This window comes from Leptolyngbya sp. KIOST-1, assembly GCF_000763385.1.
Lineage (GTDB): Bacteria > Cyanobacteriota > Cyanobacteriia > Phormidesmidales > Phormidesmidaceae > Nodosilinea.
In genome coordinates this window covers 1,775,066-1,790,208 of record NZ_JQFA01000004.1, presented here as the reverse complement: position 1 = coordinate 1,790,208, position 15,143 = coordinate 1,775,066, and the positions used below count along the sequence as shown (strand labels likewise).

The following is a 15,143-nucleotide window of genomic DNA, read 5'->3' as shown; positions in this document are numbered from 1 at the left end:
GATCTTTTTTCTGGTCTATTTTTGACATTGGCAAGTCTATATTGAGACGGGTCAGATCCGATGGTTGTTGGTTTGGCGATCACAAACCCTGGATGCGCCTGTTAGTGCCTTCGTGCTGCACAAGAAGGGGTCTTTTGAGTCTTGAAATGAGTCTATGCTTTGGCCGTATTGGACTTACTTTAATAACTCTTATTTAGACGTTTGAGGCTTTTGCAATTCCAGTTTGGTGCGATCGCGATTTTGGGCCCAACTCAGTCAAAGGCGGCTTGGGTGCTGGAGAATGAGTCTGCGTCTGTCCTCTGGGGTGAGCGATGACTCCGCGATATCAATATCTAAAAATAATGGCTCGCTTGCGTCGCCAGAAGCGCAAGCTGTGGTTGAGCAACAGCGGCGATTGGCAATGGCTGGCCAGCAAACCCATGTCGATGGCTGGAGTCAATCGTTTGCTGTGGCGTGAATCGGTGCCGTCGCTCAGCTTTTTTGTCATGCTGACGCTGTCGGGGGTGATTTCGACCCTGGGACTGCTGGCGGGCAGCACTGCGACGGTGATTGGGGCGATGATCATCGCGCCGCTGATGGGGCCGATTATTGGGATTGCCTATGCGATCGCGGTGTCGAACCGTCGTCTGATGAAGCGGGCTGGGCTGACGCTGCTGTGGGGTACGGCGGCGACGATGCTGAGCGCGGTGGTGATTTCCGCCCTCCTGGGATTACAAACCCTCAATGACGAGATTTTGCTGCGGACCCAGCCCACGCTAATTGACCTGCTGGTGGCGATCGCGGCGGGGGCAGCGGGAGCCTTTGCCAAGTCGCGCAAGCATGTGGCCGATGCCTTTCCGGGGGTGGCGATCGCGGTGGCCCTGGTGCCGCCCTTAACCGTGATCGGGATTGGCCTGGCGCAGCTCAACCAGTCAGTCTTTTTGGGGGCTACGCTGCTGTTTGTCACTAACCTAACGGGGATTATTTTTAGCGGTATTTTGGTGTTTTTGTGGCAGCGCTATGGCACCCTGGAGCGCGCCCAGGGAGGAATTTTGCTGTCGGGGTTGATGATGGTAGCGGTGGGTATGCCCCTGGCCTTTTCGCTGAATCGATTGTTGGTGCAGTCCAATGCCCGTGAGCAGGTGCTCCGCCTGGTTCGTAACGATTTGCCGCTGTCACAGCAGGCGGCCATTCAGAGTGTTGATCTTCGGCAGGAGAACGATACGCTGACGGTCAATCTGGAGTTTGTCGGGCCGCCCAATGCGATTACGGCGGCGGATGTGCGGCGATCGCAGGCGCTCATGGAAGAGCGACTCAACCGTCCCGTCGACCTCCGAGTGAGGGTTATTCCTATTGAAGAATTTTTGGTACCAACGGCGCGGTGAGGTTAACAGCAGATAGGACAAGAGCCGGATCTAGCGGCCAGCCTGCGGCGGGCATTGTTTGGGAAGCCTATGAGCTGCTGGGGCTGCACCTCAACCAAGCGCGCTTGGCCCTGGGGTAGTTTTTGTTTTCGCCAAACAAATCCTGTGACTTCAACCATATTTTGTCCGGCGTTGAAACCACATTTTGTCTGACCGGAAAGCCGGAATCCCCATGGATTGGTAGTGCCAGCAAAATAGGATCGGCCGGGTTTAACCATATTTTGTCCAATAGTACGGCCCTGAAACGGCTGAAACGTCGAGGCTACGTCCTTGGATGCCGCCAGCCCAGTCCTGTAAAGCATAAGATGTCCATTTCGGACAAAATATGGTAGAAACCACAATCCCACAGCAGCTCTCAGGGCCTTGAATAGTTGCGTATCACGCAAATTATCAAAACCCTGAATTTATTGTGTATAGGGAGTTTTGGGCGGGTCATTATTTTTGTGGACTAATTTTGGACTAAACTTTCGCCCTCTTGAGGGTGTCCCCCGGCTCGCAAAACGTCCCACAGTTGAAGCTAAATCACTAACTCGTCAGCCCCCACCCAAGGGTACCGAAAGCACCACGGAGCAACACACCAATCTTGTCGGCCAAGGATTTAGCCCCCTGCCGCCCTGGTGCCCTTAAAGGCTGCATTCAGATGGCTCAAAACGAACTAGATTCTTGCACGCTCCATCATGACGTCTTGCCGCGAGACTCATCGGTTTTCAAGTAATACTCTCTCTAGTATCGCTTGGTCCCATGCTGAGACAAGGGCTGCCATGGGTGGTATAGGCTAATGACAGTTAGCTTCTCCTTGGAATTGTTTGAAGGAGGCTTTAATTTGCCTTGTCTAAGAGTTGGACCTAGGACTCCGAGAAGAAGACTAGTGATGACATTGGAGAGTCTAGAAATGAGGCCATTGACTGAGCGCGTTTAGTTAGGCGTTTGCACGGCTTCATCGCCGTCGGGTTTTCCTAAAAAGGTATGTCGTGTCGCATCAAGTCCAGAAAAAAGCCGAATTTGCGTCGCTGTGGCAGCCACAGGTGGCCGGCATTGAGCTATTCAGTGCCCAGCTTTATCGCCACAGCTTTGCCAAACACATGCACGAGGCCTATACCATTGGCTTCAATCACGGTGGTTTCGGCGGCTTTTTCTATCGGGGCGGCAACCACTGCGCCATTCCAGGCCACTTTAACCTGATCCATCCCGGCGAAGTGCACACCGGGCAGGTGCAGGGCGACGATGGCTGGGGCTTTCGCAACCTCTACATCACTGTGCCCAAAATGCAGCAGATCTTGGTCCAGATGGAGTGGCCAAAGGCAGATCTGCCCTACTTTGCGATCGCCCCTACCCCCCAGCCCAACCCCATCGGCCAAACTCTCTTTAGCCGCTTATTTGCCGCCCTCAGCTACCCTACAGCCCAGCTCCACCAGGACTCCCTGCTGCTGGAGCTGGTCGCCCACCTGATCGATCGCTACGCCGATCGCCAGCGCCAGTGGCAGCAGCCCAGGCCCAAAACCAGCGCTCTGGTTCAGGTGCAGAACTACCTGCAAACCCACTACGCCGATGATATTTCCATCGACACCCTGGCCCAGCTGGTAGGGCTCAGCCCGTTTCATTTAATCCGCAGCTTTCGGCGGCAGGTGGGGTTGCCGCCCCACAGCTATCAGCGCCACTGGCAGCTGGTGCAGGCCAAGCGATCGCTGCACACCGACCAGCCCATCGCCGACCTTGCGATCGCCCACGGCTTTTACGACCAGAGCCACCTCACCCGCGCCTTTAAGCAGGCCTTTGGCGTTACCCCTGGTCAGTACCGGCGCAATTTTGTCCAAGATCGGCCCTGCTGAAAGCGGTAGCCTTGGCCCAGGCGTTTCTCTCCAGCACCATGACCACCAGGGCATCACTCAGGGCATTACTAAACGATTTTTCGCTTTCGGCCATCGTCGCCGGGTTTGTCACGGTGCTGGTGGGGTTCACCAGTTCAGCCGTGATTGTGTTTCAGGCCGCCCAGGCGTTGAATGCTACTCCTGCCGAGATCGCCTCCTGGATGTGGGCCCTGGGACTGGGGATGGCGCTCACCTGCATCGGGCTGTCGCTGCACTACCGCGCCCCGGTGGTGACCGCCTGGTCCACCCCCGGTGCCGCCATGCTGATTACCTCAGCCGCGGGAGTGCCCATGACTGAGGCGATCGGGGCCTTTTTGGTGTCGGGCTTGCTGATTACCCTGGTGGGGTTTAGCGGCTGGTTTGAGCGCCTGATGACTCGCATTCCCCTATCGATCGCGGCGGCGATGCTGGCCGGGGTACTGCTGCGCTTTGGGCTGGAGGTGTTTACCGCCATGCAAACTCAGTTTGCCATGACCTTTGCCATGTTTTGCCTCTACTTATCCATGCGCCGTGGGCAACCCCGCTATGCCGTTGTGGCCGCCCTAGCCGTTGGCATTGCGATCGCCGCCCTGCAGCGCCAGATCCAGCTCGATACCGTCAGCCTGCAGCTGGCCCAGCCCATCCTGACCATTCCCCAGTTCTCGCTGAGGGCGTTGGTAGGGGTGGCGCTGCCGCTGTTCGTGGTCACCATGGCCTCCCAAAATGTGCCGGGGGTCGCGGTTTTGCGGGCCTCTGGCTATACTTCAGTACCCATTTCCCCGGTTATTGGTTGGACCGGGATCGCCACCGTTTTACTGGCTCCCTTTGGCGGCTTTGCGATCAATTTGGCGGCCATCACCGCCGCCATTTGCATGGGGCGCGAAGCTCACCCAGACCCAGGCAAACGCTACATAGCCGCGATCGCCGCCGGAGGGTTCTACCTGCTGCTGGGGCTGTTTGGGGCCACCATCGCTGCGGTCTTTGCCGCGTTTCCCCCAGAGCTGGTGGTGGCGATCGCCGGACTGGCCCTGCTGGGCACCATTGGCAACGGCCTATTTACCGCCCTGCGCGACGATCGCGATCGCGAACCCGCCCTGATCACCTTCCTGGTCACCGCCTCCGGGGTCACCCTCCTCGGCATCGGCTCCGCCTTTTGGGGCCTGATTGCCGGATCCCTAGCGCTGCTGGTGCTTCAACCCAAAGCCCTCACCCCCTAGCCTCATCCACCCATCCCCCCTCCCACTCATCTACCCCTACGCCGCTGAAATTCCTGCAGCCGCCGCTCAAACCCCCGCCAGTGCTCCTCCATCTCGGCCAGGGAAAGGGCAAACCGCTGCGCCGGTTGATCCGCCAGGGCGATCGCAATCAGCCCCTTTCGCACCTCCAGCCCAAAGTCGGCATAGACTTCCGTAGCCGCTCGCTGGTAGGCCGCAATTTGCAAACCATAGTCCCCCAGCCACTGGGGCTGCTTGGGGCGCAGTGCCGTTTTCCAATCGCACAGGTGCAGTTCCCCCTGCACCACCACCAGCGCATCGGGAAACCCAACAAACCCGGCCTCGTGCCACACCGCCCCCTCCACCAGCAGCACCTCCTCCACCTCTTCCAGCAAGGGGAGAATAGACTCCCAATAGCCGGTCAGGTCAGGTGGAACTTCCACAGGCTGATCGTTGAGATAGGCCGCAATTTGTCTGTGCAGCCTTGTCCCCGCCGAAGATGCCGTACCGGAAATTTTCTGAGCCGCCTCTACCCCCACCCGCTGCCGCCAACGCTGCAGCGCTTCCCGCGCTTCCGGGGGCCGGGTCGCCGATAGCACCGTCGTTACCCCTGGGTAGCAGCGGCCCTCAACTTCGTAAAGCATTTTGCGGTCTCGCCGCACTCGCTTGGCAGAATAGTGAGGCAGTTTCTGCACCGGCAACCCTGAATTACAACCCCTTCAAGCATAGGCGATTCACCAATCTCAAAAGAAGACCAAAGAAATCCGCGGATAGACCCTATGTGAACTTGCTGAGTCTTATATTGAAACTTGTCAGAGGATGTTGAATAATACCAAATCCGAGTCACAAAATCCCGATCCATAACCAGTAACCTAGGGCAAACGCATACTCAGGAGGAGAGTAGCCGAATTAGGTAGTCATTATCCCATCCTGCTTGCAAGCGTTTAGCCTTGATACCCCCTTTGGCAAAAGCGTCCTGACGCAGCAGATTGAGGGCGATGTGACGGACGACGGCCAGATTAGCGGGGGCGTGGTCTTTACGAATTCGAGAGGCATCTTCGTGGAAGGCGACATCGAGCACCCAGTGGAGCTGGTTTTCAATACCCCAGTGGCTGCGCACCCCTTGGGCAAAGCGTTGGACATCGCCGTCAAAACTAACGAGATAGTAGCGCTGCTCAATGGTCGGGGGTTGACCGAGGATACGGCGTTCAGCCTCCACGAGGCCAACGCGTTTTAAGCCAACCCAGCGCTCAGCGTTGATGAGGTGCTCGACCCCATCGAGCAACCAGTGGCGGCGGATGAAAGCGGTATGGGGCAGTGGCGATCGCCTTTTACCAGGACCTGTTTGCCTTCCTCTGCCTGCTGCTGGTCACCCCCCTGGCCAGCCTGGCCCTGACACCCCAGGACCTGGGCCTGCTGCTGGTGCTGGGGGTGCTGTGTACCGCCGTCGCCCACACATTATTTATTGAGAGTTTGGCGGTGCTGCGAGCCCAGACCGCTAGCGTGATCAGCGGCCTGGAGCCGGTCTACGGCATTGCCCTGGCGGCCCTGCTGCTGGGGGAAGTGCCCGTCCCCCGCACCCTGGTCGGCGGCGCGATTATTTTGGGCACCACCCTCTGGGCCAGCCTGCCCGACAAGAGCCTGGAGGCCCCGCCCTAGGTCTGGGCCGCAAAGTCGTGGATAAAGGTCCGCTGGGCGACTACGCCAAGGGCCCCGGCGTGGACGCTCTGCACCGTGGCGATCGCCGCCTCAGCGCTGTAGCCCAGCCGCACCAGACAGGCCGCCACCACCGTCCCCGTACAGTCGACTGACTTCTGCTGCAGAGTAATAACCGTTAGGACAGGATACTGCTCAATATATCAATTTTTATTGATGTATACTGGCCCTAGAATCATTAGCTTCAAACCTCTATGTCCACCAGACAGCCTGCCGCTGCCCCAGTCGCCGGGGGACAGCTCAACATTTTCGAGCGCTACCTCACCCTGTGGGTGCTGCTGTGCATTGCGGCTGGCATTGCCCTGGGGCGGCTGCTGCCCGGGGTGGCGATCGCCCTGGATGCCATGAGCATCTACCAGGTGTCGGTACCGATCGCCATCTGTCTCTTTTTCATGATGTACCCGATCATGGTGAAGATCGACTTTGCCCAGGCCAAGCGGGCGGCCCAAACCCCCCGGCCCGTGCTACTCACCCTGAAAATGCTCGATTAACGGCGATAGGGGCTGGGCAGAACACATAACTCACTTCCTAGAAATGAGTCTTAATATTCTCATCTCGAGTATGCGTTTGCCCTAACCAGTAACCCAATAGGGGCGCAGCCAAATAGGATTCGGTATAAATGAAGTGTATCTCATCTTGAGACTTAGAAAAGCAGACGCTAGACTTGTGGTGTTGCTGGATGGTCTCATGGCGAGACTATTTTGCTAAGGAACTCCTCCTCCTGTGCCAAAACCCACAACTCCAAGGCGTAAGTCGGTCAACTGTTCCCGAAGCCTGAAACCCAGCACCTGAAACCCTCAGCAATGGTTGCCCTATTTCTGGCACCCCGTACTGGCTCTGCTGGTTAGAGCCGCTCAAGAAAAGACTATGCTGCAGAACGCTACAAGCATGGCCTTTTCTTGAGGTTTAGTATTGATAAAAATAAAAGTTAGAATGCTGATCTGAACGGCGCGATCGCCCTCCAGACCAGCAGGTACCTCAAATTTTTAGCCCTTTCTTGCTCTGTTTCAGCTGTTTGTAAAGCGACTTAATTTGGTTGTAGGCCTCATCTGGCGAGATTTTGCCGCCGGTCTGCAGGCCCGAAATATAGCTAATCCGGTGGGCAAACTCCTGCAAATTAGCGTTAAACGTGAGCTGTTGGGGCGAAAACTCACCATAGTAACGGCTGCGGGGGCAGAGAAAGTTGTCGAGGTCGCGGCGGTCTGAAGGATTAAATTGGGTCATGAGTCACCCCCTTGATATTATTAACCTGATTATAATCTTCCCTTAATCTTTGGAATTCTAGCAAATTGTCAGGGCAATAAAATAGGTCGTCAGGTAGAGTCCTTATCGCCATCAGAATGTTATCCAAACTACCAAATCCCTGGTATTTGGCCTTTCACCGGGGCACAAAACCTGGCCAAAATTTTGCGGCAGCATTGCCGCGCCCGACGCAAAAGCCCGGCAGGGCTATGACCCCTATCTCCTGAGCCATCGACTATTGGCTAAAAATCCCAGGACTGCCTGGCAGAAATATAGCCACCGTTGCTGAGGGTGTCAGGTCTCGGGTGTCAGGTGTCAGGAATGGTGGGCCGACTTATGCCTCAGGGTACTAGGCGATAGCGCTCAAGGCTGGCTGATGCAATGCCAGGCGCTGGTCAGTGGCCCAGTGGCTTAAATCACCCAGGGCGCGATCGCGGTACTGTCCGTAGCGTTCCTTTTTGCCCCGCACCTTGGCCGGCAGAGGCGGCAAAATGCCAAAATTCGGCGGCATCGGCTGAAAATGTTTGGGCTCCGCAGAGGTAATAAAATCCACCAGCGCCCCCAGCATCATCGTCACCGGCAGGGTTATCGGATCGTGCCCCAGGGCCAGCCGGGCCGCATTGGTTCCCGCCAGCCAGCCCCCGGCCACCGCCGCCGTATAGCCCTCGGTGCCCACCAGCTGCCCCGCCGCCAGCAGGGTCGGGCGGGCCTTAAACTGTAGCGTGGCGTGCAGCAGTTCCGGCGAGTTTAAAAACGTGTTGCGGTGCATCACTCCCATCCGCACAAACTCGGCCTGCTCCAATCCTGGAATCAAGCGAAATACCCGCGCCTGTTCGCCCCAGCGCAAGTTCGTCTGAAAGCCCACCATATTCCACAGCTGGCCGCCCTTGTCCTCCTGGCGCAGCTGCACCACGGCGTAGGGTTTTTTGCCCTTGTTCTCAGGCGCTCTAAAATCACCCAGCCGCGCATCGAACAGGCCCACGGGTTTGAGTGGGCCGTAGCGCATGGTGTCCTCACCCCGCCGCGCCATTTCTTCAATCGGCAGGCAGGCCTCAAAAAATTTTGCGGTTTCCCGCTCAAAGTCCTTTAACTCGGCCTGTTCTGCATTACACAGCTCATGCCAAAAGTGCAGGTACTGCTCCCTGGTCATGGGGCAGTTGAGGTAGGCGGCTTCGCCGCGATCGTAGCGCGACGCCATGAACGCCACCGAGCGGTCAATGCTCTCGCCCACCACAATCGGGCTGGCGGCATCAAAAAAGCTCATGTAGCCCTGGCCCGTGAACCGCTCCAGGTCCATTGACAGGGCCTCACTTGTGAGAGGCCCCGTGGTCAGCACCACCACGCCGTCGTCAGGTATCCGGGTCACCTCGTCGCGCCGCAGTTCGATCAGCGGGTGCTGAGCCAGCGTTGTGGTCAGATCATGGCTAAAGAGGCCGCGATCGACCGCCAGGGCACCTCCCGCCGGTACCTGGTGCTGGTCGGCCTTGCCAATCACCACCGACCCCAGCCGCCGCAGTTCCTCGTGGAGCAGGCCCGAGGCGCGATCGCTCGCCATCGCTCCAAAGGAGTTGCTGCACACCAGTTCGGCTACGTGCTCGCTATGATGGGCAGGAGATTTTTTCTGGGGGCGCATTTCGTGCAGCACCACAGGCACCCCGGCCTGGGCAATCTGCCAGGCGGCCTCGGTTCCGGCCAGCCCGCCGCCGATTACGTGAATGGGGTCTGGGGTTTGCACAGCGTATCCCTTCAAACTCAGCCTTTCTAGGATAACGGCTTCTTGTCGCTGCATGGCTGTAGCAGCAATCCGCCGCCCAGGGCAAAGCGGCTGTTATCAAAGTCGAAGTAGGTGGGTATTCTAGACAGGCCCTTTGTCAACTACCGAAATGTTTATTCAACGCGAAAAAAACCGCCTGCTGTGGGGAGCTACCGTGGTGCTCGGAATGGGCATTATCCTCGGCGGTGGCGCAGCACGGGTTGAAGGCCGGGCCTGCAACACTACGGAAAACTCCCCTGGCCACTGCCTTACCGAAGCGCCTAAGGTTCGGGTTGCCCACGGCATGCTCAGCGGCGCGTTTGCCAGCGGTGGCGCACTACTGACGATTGGCCTTCTAGACAAATTGCAAAAACGGTAGTCAAAGCGTGCCACTGGTCAACCCGGCACTGGTCCGCTAAGAGGAGATGCATTGAACCCCTCTCATACAGAGGAATTTATGGGTGGATAGTGCGCGAGTGCAAAGGCCGATCGCCATGGCCGGAGTCGTCCGTTTGCCCAGTCCCCAATGGGGCCTGACCCAGTGGTGGAGGATCCGCTGAACATCCAAAGCCCGCTGCAAGCCCTCTCGTGTCTTGGCATAGAGGTTTTGACGCCGACGATAAGCACTGCATTGCCGTCTCAGGGCGGCATTGTAAGCCTCATTATGATTGGCATGCACCTCAGCTGTGGGCTAATCGCGGTCTAGGGATGCTCTGACCTCACCCAGGCAACTCGCCGCAGACCCTGAGACCCTTTGATTTTCATGGCGACTTCCAGACCTTCTCCCCAGACGTTGCGGGTGCGATACCGACTGGGACAGTCCCGCAGGGCGAGATAGACGCTAGCCAAGTCCCACAACGCCTTGGCATAGCGGGGTGCTCCATCCGTAAACCAGCGAATGAACGGGCAGTCTTTGGCCCACTGCCAGGCTTGTTGCGTTCCTCGCTGAAACAGGAGTTCGTCTTTGTGCCCCGCCATCGCGGACACCCAGTAGCGGCTCTGGCGTTCAATGAAGTGAATCGTCCACCCCTGGGAACTAGCGGGGGGGAAGATTTTCGCCAACGCGAGTGTAGACTTCATCGCCTTCCAACGTCACGTCTCGGTCGGCGGGGGCGGGGGGAGACCACGCGTCGCCATAACGTGCTAACCGCTCTTCCCACCGCAAAATCGTCGAGTATGACGCCCCAATCAGGCGACATGTCGCTCGCACTCCCAGTCCTTAATTTTTACTGGCAAACTTGTTTATATAGGATTCAAGTAGATTAATCTCAGGCCATTACAAGCAATTCCTGGTTCGATGGAGTTCGTTATGCAGAAGCAGACTATAGAGTACACATCGCCCTTAGATGCCCTGGTTGCGGTGGCTAAGCGGCTGAGCATCTACGAAAGTCGGCAGCAGCTCTCTTCGGAGGATTTTTTCAACCAGTATAGCCAGGGGCAGCTTGGGGATGATGCTCAATTTGTCGAGTGGGCCAATGACTACCGCCACTACCTGGCTTTGCGGCAAGACCTCGAAGAGCGCCTGAGAGATGCGGCATAGGCTACTGGCAGCTTACCTGTCTGAGGTCGAACAAAGCATTGCGGGCTGTCGCACCGCCTATGTAGAAGCCTACCGAGAAGAGGTTTTAACGCAGAGGCGGGCTAATCTAAGGATCCGTCTACGGTTCAACCAGGGCCATTTGTTAGAAATCAACGAAGCCATTATCGTCAGCGACGATGAACTCACCTTCTTGGACTATCGCTACCATTGCCAAGATAGGCAGAATGGTCTGCTGTTTCGCTACGACAGTACGCCCCACTTCCCTGATTTGCCGAGCTACCCCCACCATAAACATTTGCCCGACCGAGTCATTGCCTGCCAAAAGCCATCCCTTAAGCGGGTCATCCAAGAAGCGATCGCCGTAGGGGAACCTTAAAGAGCGTTGCCTTCATCGGGTGAGCATCCCGAGGAGAAGACCCCAGAGTTTTTCAAAAACTCTGGGGTCTGGGTTATTTTGTCCCTACCCCAACACTGGCTCCGGTATCGCCCCCTGCAAATACCCCAACCATTCGGTCAGGCTCTCCAGCTGCTTTTCGGGCTTGAGCACGCCTAGGCCGCGCACCACCACTTTGCCGCCGCTATACACAAAGCGGGCTTTGAGGTGGCCGGGCAGCTTTTCGCTGAGCTTCTTCCAGGCCGGTTCCTCCATCGGGGTTTCCATTACCACGTGCTGCTTGCCCTCGGGCTTGATGCGCGAGAACCCGGCCGCCTTGGCCACCAGCTTCAGCTCTAGCATGCGCACCAGCTGCTCGGTGGCGTGGGGGATGGGGCCGAAGCGATCGCTCAAATCCGCCGCAATCTGCATCAGCTCCACCTTGCTGTTGGCCGATGCCAACGAGCGGTAGGCGCTCATCTTCTGCTCCAGGTCGGGGATGTAGTCGTTGGGCACAAAGGCGGTGACGTTGAGGTCCACCTGGGTATCTTCGACCTTGGGAATGTCCTGGCCGCGAATTTCGGCGATCTCTTCTTCGAGCATGTCCATGTAGAGGTCAAAGCCGATCGCATCCATCTGGCCCGACTGCTCGGCCCCCAGCAAATTGCCGACGCCGCGAATTTCCATGTCGCGCATGGCCAGCTGATAGCCAGAACCGAGCTGGGTGAACTCCTGGATCGCCCGCAGGCGCTGGCGGGCTTTGTCGGTAAGGGCTTTTTTGGGGTAAAACAGCCAGGCGTGGGCCTGAATGCCGGCCCGACCCACCCGACCCCTGAGCTGGTAGAGCTGGGAGAGGCCAAAGCGGTGGGCGTCTTCGATCAAAATAGTGTTGACCCGGGGAATGTCGAGGCCCGACTCGATGATGGTGGTGCAGAGCAGCACTTCGGCCTCGCCGTTGCTGAAGGTGAGCATAGTGGACTCTAGCTCACCTTCGTCCATCTGGCCGTGGGCGATCGCGATCCTGGCCGTGGGCACCATCTCGCGAATTTTGGCGGACACCTCCTCGATGCCCTCAATCCGGGGCACCACGTAAAACACCTGGCCGCCGCGATCCAGCTCCTGGCGAATAGCGGTGCGAATCGCCTCCGGATCCAGGGGTGACAGGTGGGTTTTAATCGGGCGGCGCGACGGGGGCGGGGTAGTAATCAGGCTCATTTCCCTCACCCCGGAGAGAGCCATATACAGGGTGCGGGGGATTGGCGTGGCGCTGAGGGTGAGCACATCCACCTGGGTTTTGAGGGCCTTGATGCGTTCTTTTTGGTTGACGCCAAAGCGCTGTTCTTCGTCCACCACCAGCAGACCAAGGCTCTTGAAGGTGACACCTTTGCCGAGCAGCTGGTGGGTGCCGACGACCACGTCCAGTTCGCCGGTCTTCAGCCGTTGCAAAATCTCTTTTTTCTCGTTCTGGGTACGGAAACGATTTAGCAGCCCCACCTGAATCGGGTAGGGGGCGAAGCGCTCTTTGAGGGTGTGGTAGTGCTGCTGGGTGAGGATAGTGGTGGGGGCCAGCAGCGCCACCTGCTGCCCGGCGGTGACCGCCTTGAAGATGGCCCGCAGGGCGACCTCGGTTTTGCCAAAGCCCACGTCGCCGCAGACCAGGCGGTCCATGGGGCGATCGCTCTCCATATCGCGCTTCACGTCCTGTACCGCTTTGAGCTGGTCGGGGGTGGGCTGGTAGGGAAAAGAGTCCTCCAGTTCCTGCTGCCAGGGCATATCCGGTGGGTAGGCGTAGCCCTCCATCTTGGCTCGCTGGGCGTAGAGCTTGAGCAGGTCCACCGCCACTTTCTGGATGGCTTTTTTAGCCCGGCCCTTGGTTTTCTCCCAGGCGGTGCTGGTCATTTTGTTCAGCACCGGGGCCTGACCGCTGGCGGTCCGGTAGCGGGAGAGGGAGCCGACCGAGTCGGCGGCCACCCGCAGCAGCCCGTCGGCATACTGAATTACCAGGTAGTCGCGGGTTTCGTGGTTGAGTACCAGGCTCTCCAGCTTGATAAATTTGCCGATGCCGTGGCTGCGGTGAACGACAAAGTCCCCCGGCTTCATCTTGTTGGGGTCCACCTGCTTGGAGGCGGCCCGCCTGCGCTTGCGGACGTAGCCCCCGGTGGCCAGGGTGTGCTGGCCAAAGAATTCGCGGTCGGTGACCACCACAATGCGGAAGGTGGGCAACACAAAGCCCTCTAGCTCCGCCAGGCCCGAGTATTTCACCGCCACGGGCACATGCTGGGTGTGCAGCTTGTCGATCGCGTTGAAATCCCGAGGATTTGGAATAAACTGTGCCGGACAGTCGTGCTCTTGCAACAGCGCTACGGAACGCGAGGGCTGAGCCGAGGCCAGCCAGACCGAATACTTGCGATCGCACTCCTTTCGGATCGTCTCCGCCAGCTTGCCAAATTGGTGCGGAATGGCCTGCACGGGGCGGCTGGCCAGGTTCAGGCCGTTGTTGGCCTCGGCAATTTCTGACAGGTCGAGGCGAGGAAAGACTTCGGCGTCGGCGAGGGTGTCGAGGAAGGGGCGGTGGATTTTGGGGAGAGACGGTGTGCGGTCTGCGGTTTGCGGTTCACGGTTCACGGTTTCGGGTTTTGGGTTTCGGGTTTCGGGTTCCGGCTCTACACCGTTCACCGCCGGCCTTGTGCCTTGTACCTTAGACCCGAAACCCGAAACTTCCTGCCAGTGGTCTTCCACATGCTCCAGCCAGCGATCGCTGTGGGCCTGGCACTGGTCAACCTCGTCTACGGCTAGCAGGATGTTCTCGGGCAGGTAGTCCAGCAGGGAGGCGGGGTTGGCGAAGGCCAGGCCCAGCCAGCGGCGAGTGCCTTCGGGCAGGATGCCCTCGGCCAGTCCCTCCTGGGCGGCTTCCGAGAGCAGAGCATCGAGCAGGCCCTGGGCTCTCAACTGTTCAACAATCACCGGACCGTACTGGGTGGGGGTGAGCACCAGGTGGTCGATCGCATCCAGCGATCGCTGCGTCGCCGGGTCAAACTCCCGCATCCGCTCCAGCTCGTCGCCAAACAGCTCCAGGCGTACCGGCAGTTCGCTGGCGACGGGGTAAACATCAATGATGTCGCCCCGCTGGGCCCACTGGCCCTCGGTTTCCACCACCGTCACCCGCTCGTAACCCAGGGTGGCAAGCCTCTGGCCCAGGGCTTTAAAGTTAATTTCCTGCTTGAGTTCCAGCCGCAGACAGTAAGGTTCCAGGGCAGAAACCGGGGGCAGGTGGGGTTGCAGGGCGCGCTCGGTAGCCACCACTGCCACCCGACGGGATGAACCCCCATCGCCCGACGCTCCCAGGGCCAGCAAATCCGCCAGCACCTGAAGCTGGCCCCAGGTCATCTCCGACTCCTGGTCAAAAGGGTCGTAGGGCGAGGCCTCCGAGGTGGGATAGAAATGCACAGTGTCCCAGCCCATGGCTTCGAGCTGAGTGGCCCAGCGCCCGGCCTCTTCCAGAGTGGCGGTAATCACCAGCAAAGGCCGCTGCTGAGCCTGGGCCAGCGCTGAGGAAACCAACCCCTTGGGCAACCGAGCAACCCCGTTGAGCACCAAACGGCCCTGCTGGTCGAGCTTGGTCAGCAGTTCGACTGTGAGGGGAGAGCGTTGCAGAGCACGGGTGATCGAGGAGAAAGCCATAGAATGCGCTACGGGAAAAGGGAAATCAGAAGCACAAATACCCCTCAACTTTGCAGTGGAGGGCGACGCAGCAGAGGCCGATGGGGTGCATCTGCTCCACCTATTGTAATAATCTCCGCCCCATTTACCCATCCCTGGCCACCTGTTTTGAGCGGCTAAAACGTCACCGAAACATTATTGGCCCCCATTAGCTGTCTCCCAGAGGCCAGACGCAGGACACCGGATCAGAATCCGCCATTTTCCAGAGCGCCGGATTGACAGACAAATGCAACGAAGTAAAAAGTTAATTTACCCCCCGTTTTTGGGCCCAAGGTTTGGCCTTACAATAAAGTCAACCTGAAGGGTTATACCATGTCTGCAAGTAGCAGAGTAAG

14 protein-coding genes and 1 pseudogene are annotated in these 15,143 nt (G+C 58.4%); 8 read left to right on the top strand and 7 right to left on the bottom strand.

Going from position 1 to position 15,143, the window contains the following annotated elements; translation table 11 throughout:
• The first annotated feature begins 341 nt into the window (after window positions 1-341).
• From NF78_RS24880 to NF78_RS24870, 3 genes are all read left to right on the top strand, one after another.
• A complete protein-coding gene (locus NF78_RS24880; RefSeq protein ID WP_035992637.1) occupies window positions 342-1,364 on the top strand; it encodes a DUF389 domain-containing protein in 1,023 nt (340 codons plus the stop codon).
• A 1,010-nt stretch (window positions 1,365-2,374) separates the two neighbouring features.
• Entirely contained in the window at window positions 2,375-3,232 is an 858-nt protein-coding gene (locus NF78_RS24875) for an AraC family transcriptional regulator (protein WP_035992634.1), read from the top strand.
• A gap of 11 nt (window positions 3,233-3,243) precedes the next feature.
• Window positions 3,244-4,467: a benzoate/H(+) symporter BenE family transporter gene (locus NF78_RS24870; protein ID WP_263970693.1), complete on the top strand. Its 1,224-nt coding sequence runs from the start codon at window positions 3,244-3,246 to the stop codon at window positions 4,465-4,467.
• 26 nt (window positions 4,468-4,493) lie between these two features.
• Here NF78_RS24870 and NF78_RS24865 read toward each other — a convergent pair whose 3' ends face one another.
• Complete coding sequence (locus NF78_RS24865; protein WP_225885412.1) at window positions 4,494-5,108, bottom strand: PD-(D/E)XK nuclease family protein; 615 nt, start codon at window positions 5,106-5,108, stop codon at window positions 4,494-4,496.
• Between the two features lie 245 nt (window positions 5,109-5,353).
• Complete coding sequence (locus NF78_RS32650; protein ID WP_263970628.1) at window positions 5,354-5,764, bottom strand: ISAs1 family transposase; 411 nt, start codon at window positions 5,762-5,764, stop codon at window positions 5,354-5,356.
• A gap of 17 nt (window positions 5,765-5,781) precedes the next feature.
• On the opposite strand from NF78_RS32650, the gene NF78_RS24855 reads away from it, so the two are divergent.
• Window positions 5,782-6,123 carry a DMT family transporter gene (locus NF78_RS24855; protein WP_052049740.1) on the top strand — a complete coding sequence of 114 codons (342 nt, stop codon included), beginning with the start codon at window positions 5,782-5,784 and terminating at the stop codon, window positions 6,121-6,123.
• Here the strand turns inward: NF78_RS24855 and NF78_RS33130 are convergent.
• Window positions 6,120-6,254 carry a hypothetical protein gene (locus NF78_RS33130; protein ID WP_263970540.1) on the bottom strand — a complete coding sequence of 45 codons (135 nt, stop codon included), beginning with the start codon at window positions 6,252-6,254 and terminating at the stop codon, window positions 6,120-6,122. The genes NF78_RS24855 and NF78_RS33130 overlap by 4 nt on opposite strands.
• A gap of 120 nt (window positions 6,255-6,374) precedes the next feature.
• On the opposite strand from NF78_RS33130, the gene NF78_RS24850 reads away from it, so the two are divergent.
• Entirely contained in the window at window positions 6,375-6,671 is a 297-nt protein-coding gene (locus NF78_RS24850; protein WP_035992632.1) for an arsenic resistance protein, read from the top strand.
• Between the two features lie 487 nt (window positions 6,672-7,158).
• Here the strand turns inward: NF78_RS24850 and NF78_RS24845 are convergent, their stop codons facing one another.
• Window positions 7,159-7,404: a hypothetical protein gene (locus NF78_RS24845; protein ID WP_035992629.1), complete on the bottom strand. Its 246-nt coding sequence runs from the start codon at window positions 7,402-7,404 to the stop codon at window positions 7,159-7,161.
• A gap of 367 nt (window positions 7,405-7,771) precedes the next feature.
• Window positions 7,772-9,157, bottom strand: a complete 1,386-nt coding sequence (trmFO, locus tag NF78_RS24840) for an FADH(2)-oxidizing methylenetetrahydrofolate--tRNA-(uracil(54)-C(5))-methyltransferase TrmFO (RefSeq protein ID WP_052050926.1) — start codon at window positions 9,155-9,157, stop codon at window positions 7,772-7,774.
• 148 nt (window positions 9,158-9,305) lie between these two features.
• Between trmFO and NF78_RS24835 the strand changes: the two genes are divergently transcribed.
• The gene (locus NF78_RS24835) at window positions 9,306-9,554 is read left to right on the top strand and encodes a hypothetical protein (RefSeq protein WP_035992626.1); all 249 of its coding nucleotides are present in this window, start codon (window positions 9,306-9,308) and stop codon (window positions 9,552-9,554) included.
• A 36-nt stretch (window positions 9,555-9,590) separates the two neighbouring features.
• Here the strand turns inward: NF78_RS24835 and NF78_RS32645 are convergent.
• Window positions 9,591-10,394 (bottom strand): annotated as a pseudogene (locus tag NF78_RS32645) (IS1 family transposase); the annotation flags it as partial.
• 90 nt (window positions 10,395-10,484) lie between these two features.
• On the opposite strand from NF78_RS32645, the gene tumA reads away from it, so the two are divergent.
• Window positions 10,485-10,715 carry an antitoxin TumA gene (gene tumA, locus NF78_RS24825; RefSeq protein ID WP_035994013.1) on the top strand — a complete coding sequence of 77 codons (231 nt, stop codon included), beginning with the start codon at window positions 10,485-10,487 and terminating at the stop codon, window positions 10,713-10,715.
• Window positions 10,705-11,091 (top strand): toxin TumE, encoded by a 387-nt coding sequence (gene tumE / locus NF78_RS30055; RefSeq protein WP_072016245.1) that lies wholly within the window; start codon window positions 10,705-10,707, stop codon window positions 11,089-11,091. Before tumA ends, tumE begins: the two co-directional genes overlap by 11 nt.
• A gap of 84 nt (window positions 11,092-11,175) precedes the next feature.
• Here tumE and mfd read toward each other — a convergent pair whose 3' ends face one another.
• Entirely contained in the window at window positions 11,176-14,769 is a 3,594-nt protein-coding gene (gene mfd, locus NF78_RS24815; RefSeq protein WP_035992619.1) for a transcription-repair coupling factor, read from the bottom strand.
• Window positions 14,770-15,143 lie beyond the last annotated feature (374 nt).